This window comes from Streptomyces sp. NPDC054834 (assembly GCF_053611185.1).
On the sequence record NZ_JBSGZV010000003.1, the window covers coordinates 67,819 to 80,679 of the forward strand.

The 12,861-nt window shown below is 72.6% G+C and carries 11 protein-coding genes; 4 read left to right on the forward strand and 7 right to left on the reverse strand.

The window, feature by feature from the left end; genetic code table 11:
• Positions 1–24: 24 nt before the first annotated feature.
• The 4 genes from ACWGJM_RS05280 to ACWGJM_RS05295 form a co-directional block, all read right to left on the reverse strand.
• Positions 25–1,260: an MFS transporter gene (locus ACWGJM_RS05280; RefSeq protein ID WP_453410655.1), complete on the reverse strand. Its 1,236-nt coding sequence runs from the start codon at positions 1,258–1,260 to the stop codon at positions 25–27.
• A gap of 99 nt (positions 1,261–1,359) precedes the next feature.
• Complete coding sequence (locus ACWGJM_RS05285) at positions 1,360–3,027, reverse strand: MFS transporter (protein ID WP_453410656.1); 1,668 nt, start codon at positions 3,025–3,027, stop codon at positions 1,360–1,362.
• Positions 3,028–3,182: 155 nt separating this feature from the next.
• Positions 3,183–3,656 carry a MarR family winged helix-turn-helix transcriptional regulator gene (locus ACWGJM_RS05290; protein WP_453410318.1) on the reverse strand — a complete coding sequence of 158 codons (474 nt, stop codon included), beginning with the start codon at positions 3,654–3,656 and terminating at the stop codon, positions 3,183–3,185.
• Positions 3,657–3,694: 38 nt separating this feature from the next.
• Positions 3,695–4,597: a DMT family transporter gene (locus ACWGJM_RS05295; protein ID WP_453410319.1), complete on the reverse strand. Its 903-nt coding sequence runs from the start codon at positions 4,595–4,597 to the stop codon at positions 3,695–3,697.
• A gap of 161 nt (positions 4,598–4,758) precedes the next feature.
• On the opposite strand from ACWGJM_RS05295, the gene ACWGJM_RS05300 reads away from it, so the two are divergent.
• Positions 4,759–5,808 carry an MGDG synthase family glycosyltransferase gene (locus ACWGJM_RS05300; protein WP_453410320.1) on the forward strand — a complete coding sequence of 350 codons (1,050 nt, stop codon included), beginning with the start codon at positions 4,759–4,761 and terminating at the stop codon, positions 5,806–5,808.
• Between the two features lie 276 nt (positions 5,809–6,084).
• On the opposite strand, the gene ACWGJM_RS05305 is transcribed toward ACWGJM_RS05300, so the two are convergent.
• Both ACWGJM_RS05305 and ACWGJM_RS05310 read right to left on the reverse strand, forming a co-directional pair.
• Positions 6,085–6,834 carry a polysaccharide deacetylase family protein gene (locus ACWGJM_RS05305; RefSeq protein ID WP_453410321.1) on the reverse strand — a complete coding sequence of 250 codons (750 nt, stop codon included), beginning with the start codon at positions 6,832–6,834 and terminating at the stop codon, positions 6,085–6,087.
• A 12-nt stretch (positions 6,835–6,846) separates the two neighbouring features.
• Positions 6,847–7,653, reverse strand: coding sequence for an SDR family NAD(P)-dependent oxidoreductase (locus ACWGJM_RS05310; RefSeq protein WP_453410322.1), 807 nt, complete (start codon positions 7,651–7,653; stop codon positions 6,847–6,849).
• A 198-nt stretch (positions 7,654–7,851) separates the two neighbouring features.
• On the opposite strand from ACWGJM_RS05310, the gene ACWGJM_RS05315 reads away from it, so the two are divergent.
• Complete coding sequence (locus ACWGJM_RS05315) at positions 7,852–8,712, forward strand: DMT family transporter (RefSeq protein ID WP_453410323.1); 861 nt, start codon at positions 7,852–7,854, stop codon at positions 8,710–8,712.
• 15 nt (positions 8,713–8,727) lie between these two features.
• Here the strand turns inward: ACWGJM_RS05315 and ACWGJM_RS05320 are convergent, their stop codons facing one another.
• Positions 8,728–9,447 carry a TetR/AcrR family transcriptional regulator gene (locus tag ACWGJM_RS05320; RefSeq protein WP_453410324.1) on the reverse strand — a complete coding sequence of 240 codons (720 nt, stop codon included), beginning with the start codon at positions 9,445–9,447 and terminating at the stop codon, positions 8,728–8,730.
• A gap of 159 nt (positions 9,448–9,606) precedes the next feature.
• On the opposite strand from ACWGJM_RS05320, the gene ACWGJM_RS05325 reads away from it, so the two are divergent.
• Positions 9,607–11,151 (forward strand): APC family permease, encoded by a 1,545-nt coding sequence (locus ACWGJM_RS05325; protein ID WP_453410325.1) that lies wholly within the window; start codon positions 9,607–9,609, stop codon positions 11,149–11,151.
• Between the two features lie 31 nt (positions 11,152–11,182).
• The gene (locus ACWGJM_RS05330) at positions 11,183–12,850 is read left to right on the forward strand and encodes an amidohydrolase (RefSeq protein ID WP_453410326.1); all 1,668 of its coding nucleotides are present in this window, start codon (positions 11,183–11,185) and stop codon (positions 12,848–12,850) included.
• The last annotated feature ends 11 nt before the right edge of the window (positions 12,851–12,861 follow it).

The following is a 12,861-nucleotide window of genomic DNA, read 5'->3' on the forward strand; positions in this document are numbered from 1 at the left end:
GATGCCCCGTACGGGCCGGGCCTATCAGTTCGCGGACGACGTGTCCTCGGCGAGCCTGAGGTCCGTGGTGCGTGGCCCGGGTGCCGATCGGCATGCGGCGACCATCATCACGGCGAGCCCGGTCAGGACGATGGCCGCGCCGACGTACAGCGGAGCCGTGTAGCCCAGACCGGCGCTGATGGCGAGGCCGCCGAGCCAGGCGCCCAGGGCGTTGCCGATGTTGGAGGCGGATACGTTGGCGCTCGCGGCGAGCGGAACCCCGTGGGCGTGGTCGGTGACGCGGGTGATGAAGCCGGGAACCCCGGCGAAGCCGAACAGCCCCGTCAGAAAGACCAGGACCGCCGATGCCGTGGGGCTGGCGGCCAGCAGCCCGAACAAGGCGAGGGTGGCACCGAGACCGGCGAGGGAAGCCACCAGGGTGAGGTCGCGATTGCGGTCGGCGGCCCGTCCGCCGGCCATGTTGCCGATCACGAGACCGGTGCCGTACACGACGAGCAGCCAGGCGACGTCGGTGCTGGAGAAGCCGGTGACCCGGGTGAAGGTGTACGCGAGGTAGCTGAACGCGCCGAACATCCCGCCGTAACCGAGCGCGGTGGCGGCGAGGGTCAGCCAGACCTGTACCGACCGGAAGGCGCGGAGTTGGGCACGCAGCCCGTCCGCCCGTCCGGTGGCCGTGCCGGAACTCTCCGCGTACTGCGGCCGGTCGACGGCGCCGGCCCAGCCCGGCACCAGCACGGCGATGGCGACCGCGGCGATGACACCCATGCCGGTGATCGCCCAGAACGTGGCGCGCCAGCCCCACCGTTCGCCGACGAGGGCGCCGAACGGTACGCCCAGCACGTTCGCGACCGTCAGCCCGGCGAACATCACCGCCACCGCCCTCGACGCCCGCTCGGGAGCGACCATGCGCCGCGCGACGAGCGAGCCGATGCCGAAGAACGAGCCGTGGCACAGTGCCGCGACCACGCGCCCGAGCATCATGACGGGGTAGTTCGGTGCGACGGCGGACAGCAGATTGCCGACGACGAACAGCGCCACCAACCCGACGAGGACGGCCTTGCGCGGCAGGCCGGCGGTGGCGGCGGTCACCACGATCGCGCCGACCGCGACCGTCAGGGCGTACCCGGAGATCAGCCACCCTGCCGCGGCCTCGGACACCGCGAGGCTCCGCCCCACTTGCGGTAGCAGCCCGGCGATCACGAATTCGGTCAGGCCGATCCCGAACCCGCCGAGAGCGAGCGCGACGAGCCCGGCGGGCATCTGCCGTGCACTGCCGATCGGTTGAATGGACATCCGCCCATCATCATGCACGGACGACGGCCGGAGAGAAGGAGTTCGGGGTCGCCCGCCGGCCGTCGGTCATGAGGAGGGCGCGATCCGCCGCGGAGACTGTCCTTCCTGCGTCGAGTGGTCCGGTCCGCTCTTCGGGGCGTCGTCGTCGGCGCGTTCGTGGCCGCCTCGCAGGGCCGAGGCCAGGGCGGAGACCAGGGCCATGCCCGCCGCGACGCCGAAGACGATACCCAGGCCGTGGTGGAAGGGCCCGGAGACCAGTTCCGGGAAGAAGGTGTGGCCGGTCAGGGTGGCGCGCTGGGCCGCGGTGAGATGGTCCAGGGTGCCGCCGGCGCCGAGCAGATGGCCGATGGGGTTGTCACCCAGGAACGTCGCGAACAGGGTGCTGACCGGCGGCAGCGAGGCCACGTCGTGGGCGGTTCCGGCGGGTACGCCGTGTGCCTGGAGGCCGCTGCTGAGGGTGGCGGGCAGGGAGGAGGCCAGCCCGGACACCATCAGCGAGAAGAAGACGCCGATGGACAGGGCCGTGCCCGAGTTCTGGAAGGTGGAGCGCATCCCGGAGGCCACGCCCCGGTAGCGGGCCGGGACACTTCCCATGATGGACGAGGTGTTGGGCGAGGAGAACATGCCCTGGCCCAGACCGTTGAGGAACAGCAGCGCGGCGAACAGGCCGTACTCGAAGTTCACGGGCAGCGCCAGCAGGCCGAGGAAGGAGGCGGCGACCACGATCAGGCCGGCCGTGGAGAACAGCCTGGCGCCGAACCGGTCGGAGAGGTAGCCGGAGACGGGACCGGCGATCAGGAAGCCGAGGGTCAGCGGCAGCATGAAGATGCCGGCCCACAGCGGGGTGTCCTCGAAGTCGTAGCCGTGCAGCGGCAGCCAGATGCCCTGCAACCAGATGATGAGCATGAACTGGAGGCCGCCGCGGGCGATCGAGGTGAGCAGGGCGGCCAGGTTGCCCGCCGCGAACGCCCGCACGCGGAACAGGGACAGCCGGAACATGGGATCGGCGACCCGGGTCTCCGCGACGCAGAACACCAGCAGCAGGAACACGCCACCGATCAGGCCCGCGAGTACCCAGGGATTGGTCCAGCCGGTGGGGTGGCCGCCGTAGGGCTGGACGCCGTAGGTGATGCCGGCCAGCAGGATGCCCGCGCCCGTGGCGAAGGTGATGTTGCCCAGCCAGTCGATGCGACCCCGTCCGCCGACCGCTGTCTCGCGCAGGCTCAGATACGACCAGACGGTGCCGGTGACGCTGACCGGGACGCTGATCCAGAACACCGCTCGCCAGTCGACCGCGGCGAGCAGACCGCCGGCGAGCAGACCGAGGAACTGCCCGGCGAGCGCGGTGATCTGGTTGACGCCGAGGGCCATGCCGCGTTGCCGGGCCGGGAAGGCGTCGGTGAGGATGGCGGCCGAGTTGGCGGTGAGCATGGAGCCGCCGAAGGCCTGGACGATGCGCCACAGGATCAGCCACAGCGCGCCCGCGCCGGCCCGGAACGGGTCGAGGGACAGGGCGACGGAGGCGCAGGCGAAGACCAGGAAGCCAAGGTTGTAGATGCGGACCCGGCCGAACATGTCGCCGAGGCGGCCGAGGACGACGACCAGCACGGCCGAGACCAGCAGGTAGCCGAGGATCATCCACAGCAGATAGCCGATGTTGCCGGCCGCGAGCGGGTCCAGACCGATCCCGCGGAAGATGGCCGGCAGGGAGATGATCACGATGGAGGCGTCCATCGTGGCGATCAGTACGCCCAGCGTGGTGTTGGACAGGGCAACCCACTTGTAGCCGGGGCCCGGGGGTGTGTCCCGGTGGCGGGCGGAGTGGGCGAGCAGCCGGCCGCGGAGCCCTTCGGCGGGGTGCCCGCCCTCCGGAGCGGGCGTCGGCCCGCTCACAGCCGTTCCGCCAGCCGGTCGAGGAGGGGCAGGGCGGCACGGAGCGACTCGCGTTCCTCGGGCGCGAGCTCGTCAAGGGCCTCGGCGAGCCGGCCGAGGGACTCGGAGCGGCGCTCCTCGAGCACGGCCCGGCCCTCGTCGGTGATCGACACGATGGCCCTGCGTCCGTCAGTCGCGTCCGGGGTGCGACGGACCAGCCCGCGCTGTTCGAGCCCCGCGAGCGTGGTGGCCATCGCCTGCGGCCTGACGCGCTCGAGCTCGGCGAGCGAACCGGGCGAGTCCGGTCCGGTGCGGGCCAGCCGGGCCAGTACCGAGACACCGGAGAGGGAGACGTCCCCCACGGCGTGAGCCTGGCGCAGTCGGCGGACTATCCGGCCCATGGCCAGCCGCAGTGCGCCGGCGAGTGCCGCCGTCTCCGGCGATCGGTCGCGGCCGCCGGTGTGGCCGCCGGTCTTGTCCAGCACATCCATGGTTACTAACCATAGGTTTATCAGTCTGGACTGTTCAATCAAGTGTTAGTAATTGATTCCGATTCCACCTCGTCCCAGCTGCCGCCGGAGGCCACCACGGGCGACCGGGTCAGTCCGACGATGCCCGCCGCCATGAGGCCGACCCCCACGGCCTCGGGCAGCATGCGCCAGCCCAGCGCGATGCTCTCCCCGAACAGCAGGCCGCCCAGGGTGATGCTGATCAGGGCATCTCCCAGGGTCAGGGCCGGCTGGGAGGCCGCCAGGGTGCCGGCCCGCAGCGTCCACTGGAGCAGCAGCACGCTCAGCAGGCCGGTGACGGCAGCGGCGTAGGTGTGCCAGGTGGTGAGGACCGCGGTGGGCCCCGCCGCGAATCGCCCGGTCACCTCCTTGATGAGAGCGGCGGTGACCGCGAAGCAAGCGGCGGTGGCGGTGCCCAGCGTGGCGGCCTGCAAGGGGCCCCGCATACGGCGGGCGGCTGCCAGCAGGACGGCGACGCAGCACGCCAGCCCGCCTCCCACGACGAGCCAGCGCCAGTCGTCGGCCCGTTCACTGCCGGGCGACGGGGACGCGCTGAGCAGGAAGAGCGCCAGTCCGCCGGCGAGCATCACGAAGGACCGCCAGGTCCCGGCGCCGGGGCGGTGACGGAACACCGCCGCGCCCACGAGCAGGGTGAACAGCAGTTCGCTGGCCAGCAGGGGCTGCACCACCGACAGTTGCCCGGCGTCCAGGGCGATGACCTGGAAGACGGCCGAAAGCATCAGGGCCGCCGCTCCGGCCCACCAGTGCGGATGGCTCAGGAGCCCCGCCAGGCGGGCCATCGCCGCCTTGGCTCCGCGGCCGGTGACTTCGTCCGGTTCGACGGCGGCCCTGCGTTGAAGGACGGACGCCGTCGCGTTGGACAGCGCCGAGAGCAGGGCCATGACGACCGTGAGCACGTTCATGCGCATGCCTGCCGTTGACGGGATGTACGCGGTGATAAACCTACCCATACCGGCGGTGTCCGTTAGCCGGCCGGTGCTGCGGATACCTGTTGCTCACTGCTCGAAGCGAGGTGACCATGCCGCGGACGTGCCCTTGCCGCCTGTTGGTGGTCAGCGCGAGCATGGGGTCGGGCCACGACGCGGTTGCCGTGGAGCTGGCCCGGCGCCTGCGCGAGGCCGGGCACGAGGCGTTGCACACGGACGTACTGGAGATGCTGCCCGCCCGCGTCGGGGCCGGGCTGCGCGGTTTCTACCGCGCGACGGTCCGGCATGCCCCGCTGCTGTACTCGGGCATCTACGCCGCCTTCTTCCGTACCGGCGGCGGTCCGCGGCCGGGCAGTGCGCCGCTCGCGGCGCTCGCCGAGGACCGGTTGCGGGCGGAGGTGGCGGGCGGGCGCGCCGACGCGGTCGTCGCGGTCTTCCACCTCGCCGCCCAGCTGACCGGCCGGATGCGGGCACTCGGACGGCTGCCGGTGCCCAGCGCGGTGGTCATCACCGACTTCGACGTCCACCGCCAATGGCTGCACCGGGGCAACGACCTCAACCTGTGCCTCACCCCGCAGATCGCCCGGAACGTGCGGCACGGACTGGGCCGGCCGGCCATCGCCTGCGGCCCGCTGCTCTCCGACCGCTTCCGCCCGCATCCGGCGGGCGCGGCGTACTGGCGGCAGCGGCTCAAGGCCGGCGACGGGCGCCTGCCCGTGCTGCTGTCCGCGGGCGCGTGGGGCGTGGGAAGCCGGCTCGACGCGACGGCCCGGCTGCTGGTCGGCGCCGGCTATCTGCCGGTCGTCCTGTGCGGGCGGAACGAGCGCCTGCGCCGCCGGCTGGCGCGGGTGCCGGGAACGCTCGCCATGGGCTGGGTGGACGACATGCCGGGCCTGATCGCGGCATGCGGGGCACTGGTCGACAACGCCGCGGGGCAGACCGCGCTCGAAGCACTCGCCGTCGGTGTCCCCGTCGTCGGGTACCGTCCGATCCCCGGCCACGGCGCGGAGGGGGTACGCCGGATGGCGGCGCTCGGCCTGACCGATCACGCCGCCGACTCCTGGCAGCTGGTGCAGTCCCTGGACCGCCTCACAGCGGGCGGCACGGTACCCGGTCGCCCGGCCCCCGCCGCCCGCCGTCTCTTCCAGGGCGACGTCGTACGTCCGCTGGAACAGCTCTGCGCCTGAGGAGCGACCTGACGGTCGGACGGCGGTGCCGGGCGGCAGACCTGACCATGTGACGGAACCCGGCCGCCTGCTCGATCAGTCCCGGTCCGCGACGCGGTGCTCGCCGAGCGGCCCGACTGCCAGGCCCGCCGCCCGGCACGCGCCCACCAGCCGGGGCAGCGCGCCCAGCGCCGCCCGCCGTCTCTTCCAGGGCGACGTTGAGGAGCGACCTGGCGGTCGGACGGCGGTGCCCGGCGGCAGACCTGACCATCTGACGGAACCCGGCCGCCTGCTCGATCAGTCCCGGTCCGCGACGCGGTGCTCGCCGAGCGGCCCGACTGCCAGGCCCGCCGCCCGGCACGCACCCACCAGCCGGGGCAGCGCGCCCAGCGCCGCCCGCCAGCAGCCCGGTGCCGACTGGCGGTCGGTGTCGTGCAGCACCACCGTGCCGCCGCCCCGCAAGTCCGCCAGGACGGTCGCCGCCACGGACTCGGCGGTGGCACGGTCCGTCCAATCGCGGCCCCAGGCCGTCCACAGGACCGGGCGCAGTCCGGTGCGGCGCGCGGCCAGTAGCCGGTCACCGGTCAGGATGCCGTACGGGGGCCGGTACCAGGTGGGGATCACACCGGACACCTCCGCCACCGCGTGCGCGGCTCGCGCCAGCTGTCGGGCCTCCCGGGCCGGTGCCGGCCGCCAGGGGCGGTTGTGCGTCCAGCCGTGGACCGCGAGTTCGTGACCGCGCCGGACGATGTCGTGGCTCAGCCGCCGGTGGCGCAGCACCTGCTCGCCCACCACGAAGAAGGTGGCACGGACCGACAGCTCGTCCAGCGCGGCAAGGAAAGCGGGGGTGGAACGGGGATCGGGCCCGTCGTCGAAGGTGAGCGCCACGTGGTCGTCGCCGCCGACGCCCGCCAGGGCCGGCAGCCAGGCGCGCCGCGGACCGGGGAGCCAGGTCCCGGCGGGCACGATGTGGGCCGCGGCGACGAGCGCCGGGACGACGGCGACGGCCGTGGTGAACAACCGGCCGTGATCGACGCTGCCTCGCATGCCCTCCTCGCCTCAGCCGAACCGAGCCGCCAGGCGCCGGTACGAGGAGGGCGCGAGGCGGCGAACCACGACCGGCACACGGAGCCAGCCGGGCACGAACACCTCGTCGCGTTCCCCGCGCAGCGCCGCGACGACCGCTGCGGCCACCCGCTCGGGCGGGATCGGACGCGGGCGGCGGCGGGAGTAGGGCGCCCCTCTCCGGGTGAAGAAGGGAGTGTCCACCGCGCCCGGCACGACGTGGGTCAGCCGCACGCCGGTGCCGTCGAGTTCGTACCGCAGCGCGTCGGCGAAGGCGCCGAGTCCCGCTTTCGCCGCGGAGTACACCGCTTCCTCCCGCACCCCGACGCAGCCCGCGATGGAGCCGATCAGCACCAGCCGGCCTCGGCGCCGCGCCACCATGTGCGGCAGGGCCTGCCGGACGAGATGCACCACCGATGCCAGATCCACGGTGAGCAGCCGGTCCACCTCGCCGCCGGGCATCGAGGTGAACGGCCCGGCCCAGCCCACACCGGCCGCGGCGACGAGCAGATCGATGCCCGGTACCTGCCGAAGGGCCCGGTCGACCAGCTGCCGGGCGCCGTCGGCGCCGGACAGGTCGCAGGGAATCGCGACGCCCGACGTCTCGCGGGCCACCGCGTCCAGCCGGGCCCGGTCACGGCCGGAGACCAGCAGCGCCCACCTCTCGTTCGCCAGGGCCCGCGCGACAGCCGCCCCGATCCCGGAGGAGGCACCCGTCACCAGCGCCACACCTGTCCCGGGCGTGCCTGGCAGGACGGTGGACGGGGCCGGGCCCGGATCCGCCGCCGTGGTGCGTCCCAAGCTGACCTCCCCGCCCGCACCCGCGCATCCGACGATGACTACGACCATCGAGGGGTAGCCGGAGCTGACGGCTTTCAAACGTGGGGCAGCGCATGGACGGCACAGTGATGAGCCACGTGGGTGTCTTTGCGCAACGCTCGCGGCCGGGCCCCGGCCGTACAGGGCCTCCGTGCGGTCCGGGCAGGAGGATGACAGGCCGTGGTGTACCTCTTCAGCCTTCCCGCCGCGTGCCTGCTGGGCTTCGGCTTCGTGCTCCAGCAGCACGCGGCCGAACGCGAACCGCTGTCCTTGATGTTGTCCTTCCGACTGCTGCTGGACCTTGCGCGGGTGCCACTGTGGCTGGCGGGCATCGGCTGCATGGTCGTGGGCCAGATCCTCGGGGCGCTCGCGCTGACGCGCGGCAGCCTGGCCCAGGTGGAGCCGTTGCTCACCACAAACCTGCTCTTCGCGATGGCCCTCGCCCGGTGGATGGGCGATCAGCCGCTCGGCCGGTCGGGGTGGCTGGGGGCACTTGCCCTCAGCGGCGGGGTGGCGGCCTTCGTCCTGGCGGGGCACCCGCACAGCGGTCAGGGCCAGGTCAGTGCGTTGCGGCACTGGCTCGTGATCGGCTGCGTACTGGGGCTGGCCGGGGTCCTCGTCGCCGTCGCCCAGCACCTGCGGCTGCTGCACCGGCCGCCCTTCCTGGCCGCCGCGGCCGGCACGCTCTACGGCCTCCAGGACGCGCTCACCCGCGTCAGCGGCGGCATCGTGGGTGAGAGGGGAATCACCGGTCTGCTCGTCTCGTGGCAGCCCTGGGCCGTCGTGGCGCTGGCGGTGGTGGGACTGCTGCTGGTGCAGAGTGCCTTCGAGGCCGGGCCGTTGCGCCTGTCCCTGCCGGCGCTGACCGCTGCCGAACCACTGATCGGTATCGCCTGCGGCATCGGCTTCCTCCAGGACGAGTTGCGCACCGAGCCCGGCGCACTGGCGTGGCAGGCCGCCGGGGTGGTCGCGGTGATCACCGGCGTCTTCGTCCTCGGGCGACACCCTGTCATGCCGAGCGGCGAGCGGCGCGGGCCCTGAGCCGGGAGTGGTCGCTCACGCCCTGATGCCGCCGGTGTTCCCGGGGGTTCTCGGGGCGCGCGCCGCGAGTGCGTCCAGGAGCAGGTCCACGGACTCCTCGAAGGAGCTGTCCGCCATCCCGGGCAGCTCGCTGCGGGTCGCGGTCAGCGCCGGGTAGGACTCGGGGTCCAGACCCTGGTAGACGTCCCGCCAGGCCCGCTGGTCGGCTTCGCGCTGCTGCCGGGGAAGCGCGTGGAACGCCGCGTCCGTGGCGGCATGGCTGAGCACGGTGTCGATGAAGGCCAGGTAGAGCCGTACGGCGCGGGCGGGTTCGAAGCCCGCGGACAGCAGTAGCCCGATTCCCGTCTCCACGGCCTGGATCTCGTTCTCGCGCCGGGTCACCCGGTGCGAGGCCATGGCGGCCGCCCGGGGATGGGCGAGATATCCGACGCGCACCCGCAGCGCCATCTCGCGCAGTGAGGCCACCCAGTCGTCCCCGGGTACGAACCCCGCCATCGCGTCGCCGATGATCCGGTCGGCGATGGCGAGCACCAGGTCGTCGGTGTCGTGGAAGTAGCGGTAGAGGGCGGTCGGATCGCAGCCCAGTGCCGCCCCCAGCCGGCGCACGCTCAGTGCCTCGGGGCCGTGTTCGCCGATCAGCCGGAGGGCGGTCTCCACGATCAGGTCCTCCGACAGCAGGACGCCCGAGCGGGTGGGCCGTCGGCGTCTGCGTTCCTGCGGGACACGGGTGGGCATCCGGGGTTCCTCTCGTCCGGGCCGGCACAGAGCGGCGTACCCGCAGTGAACGACCCCCGCCCTCCTTACGTCAACAGGATTGACGGAATGCGGGCGCCGGATGTTCCATCGCATTCCCGCGCGGCTCTTCCCCTGCCCCCGTCCTGCGAGGAGCCCTTCATGTCCGCCACGTCCTCCCCGTCCTCTCCGTCCCCCGGGTCCTCTCCGAGACCGCAACCGTCCGCCGAACCACGCCCCGCCCTGCGCCGTTCCCTCGGCGTCGTCGACGGCGTCGCCCTCGCCGCATCCAGTACCGCCGCCACCACCAGCATCGCCATCGGCATGGGCACCATCGCCTCCATCGTGGGCCTCCAGGCTCCGGCGCTGTTGCTGCTGGCCTTCCTGCCGGTCCTCGGCATCGCCATCGCCTACGCCCGGCTCAACCGCTCGGAACCCAACTGCGGCAACGGCTACGTGTGGGTCGGCAAGTCCCTCGGCCCGTGGCCCGGCTTCCTGACGGGCTGGGTCACCCTGGTCGGCTCGGTCATCTTCTGCGCCTACACGAGCGCGGTCATGGGCTCGGTCGTCCTGATCCTGGCCAACAGGGCCGGGCTGCACAGCCTCGTCGGCATCACCCTCGATCCGGGGTCGACCGGTGTCAGTACGGCGGTCGGTCTGGTCATCCTCCTCGCCCTCGCCGCCCTGACCGTCACCGGGATGCGTGCCGCCACCCGGTTCCAGTTCTCCCTGCTGGTCTTCGAGTACACGGTGCTGCTGGCCTTCTGCGGCTGGGCCCTGGTCTCCGGCGGCCACACCATCTCCTTCTCCTGGTTCAACCCCTTCGACATCTCCGACGGCACCGCGTTCGCCCAGGGCATGGTGCTCGCGGTGTTCTTCTTCTGGGGCTGGGACGCCGCCTTCAGCGTCACCGAGGAGACCAGGAGCGTGGACGACTCCGCCCGGGGAGGCTTCATCGCCCTGTTCGCCATGCTGGGGCTGTTCCTCTTCGCCTCGGTCGCCTTCCAGCGGGAGATGAGCCTGCCCGAGCTCGTCCGGAACGGTCCCCAGGCCCTCCCCTACCTCGGTTCGAAGCTGGCCGCCGAGCCCTGGGCAACCCTGCCCCTGGTCGCCCTGATGTTCTCCGCGGTGGCCTCCGTCCAGGCCACCCTGATCCCGACGGCGCGCGGGCTGCTGGCCATGGGCCGGGACCGGACCATGGGACAGATGTGGACCCGCGTCCATCCGCGATACGGCACTCCCGCCGTCGGCACGGTCGTCGTGATGGCCATCGCCGCCGTGATCGCCCTGCTCGCCGTCGCCATCCCCAAGCTGAGCGACATGCTGCTGACCGCCGTCAACGCCATCGGCCTGGTCGTCGCCCTCTACTACGGCCTCACCGCGCTGGCCTGCGCCGTCCGCTTCCGCTCCGCCCTGCGCGAAGGACCACGCGAGGCACTGCTCGCCGTCGGCATACCCGGCGCGTCCAGCCTGGTCCTGCTGGGCCTCGGCGGCTACCTCGGATACTCGTACCTGACCATGAGCGACCACTTCGAACTCAGCCCGGACAACGGCTGGTTCATGTTCTCCCTGCCCGCCGCCATCGTCCTGTTCGGCCTCGGCATGGCCGCCGTCGCCAAGTACGTCCGCCGCTCGCCGTACTTCACCACGGGACGCGGCACCGATGCCGAAGCCCTGACCCTGCCGATGGACCGCACGGCGGTCTGATCCCCCTCTCCCCCACCCGGAGTTCCCTCACATGACGCATTCCCAGGCCACGGGTCCCGCCGATCTCGTTCTGACCGGCGGTCCCGTGCACACCGTGGATCCCGCCCGCAGCCGCGCCACCGCGGTGGCCGTGCGCGGCGGGCGGATCGCCGCCGTCGGCCACGACGAGGTGCACGAGCTGATCGGGCCGGGCACCGAGATCGTCGACCTCGCCGGAAAGCTGCTGCTGCCCGGCTTCCAGGACGCCCATGTCCATCCGCAGGGCGCGGGCATCGAGCTCGGCCTGTGCCATCTCGGCGACACCGTCGACCCGGCCGAGTATCTGCGCAGGATCAAGGCGTACGCCGACGAGCACCCGGACACCGAGTGGATCACCGGTGGCGGCTGGTCCCTGGAGGCGTTCCCCGGCGGCTCCCCCACGGCCGCCGCCCTCGACGCGATCGTCCCGGACCGGCCCGTCTTCCTGCCCAACCGCGACCATCACGGCGCCTGGGTCAACAGCCGGGCACTGGAGCGGGCCGGCATCGACTCCGGTACCCCGGACCCGGCCGACGGCCGGATCGAGCGTGACGCCGAGGGCAACCCGACCGGAATGCTCCAGGAGGGCGCGGTCCACCTCGTGGGCAGGCTGGTGCCCGACCCCACGCCCGGGGAACAGCTCACGGCCCTGCTGCGCGCACAGGCCGTACTGCACTCCTACGGCGTCACCGCCTGGCAGGACGCCATCGTCGGCACCTACACCAACATGACGGACCCGGCACCCGCCTACCAGGCGGCCCTCGACCAAGGCCTGCTCACCGCCCGCGTCGTCGGCGCCCTGTGGTGGGACCGCGAGCGCGGCGCCGAGCAGCTCCCGGAACTGCTCGCCGGCCGCGCGGAGTTGAGCAGGGGACGGTTCCGGGCCGGGACCGTGAAGATCATGCAGGACGGCATCGCGGAGAACCACACCGCCGCCCTGCTCGACCCGTACCTCACCGGCTGCGGCTGTGCCTCCGACAACAGCGGCATCAGCTTCGTCGAGCCCGAAGCGCTGAAGAAGTACGTCACCGAACTCGACGCGCTGGACTTCCAGGTCCACTTCCACGCCCTCGGCGACCGCGCGGTGCGCGAGGCACTCGACGCCGTGGAGGCCGCCCGCCGGGCCAACGGCCACCGCGACACCCGACACCATCTGGCCCATCTCCAAGTCGTCCACCCGCACGACGTCCCGCGCTTCCGGACCCTGGGGGCGACCGCCAACCTACAGATGCTGTGGGCCGCGCACGAACCGCAGATGGACGAACTGACCCTGCCCTTCCTCGGCGCCGAACGCGGCGCCCGGCAGTACCCGTTCGGCGACCTCCTGCGCGCGGGCACGACGCTGGCCGCGGGCAGCGACTGGCCGGTCAGCAGCCCCGATCCGTTCCAGGCCATCCACGTCGCCGTCAACCGAATCGCCCCGGACGCACCCACGGACACCCCGGCCTTCCTCCCCGAGCAGGGCCTCGACCTGGGTACCGCCATCGCCGCGTACACGGCGGGCAGCGCCTACGCGAACCATCTCGACACCACCACCGGCAGCATCACCGTAGGAAAATCGGCCGACCTGGTCGTCCTCGACCGCGACCCGTTCGCGGCCCCCGCCGAGGAGATCGCCACCACCCGCGTCCTCCAGACCTTCGTCGCGGGCCGACGCGTCCACGCGGCTCCCGACGCCTGATCCGGGGGCCG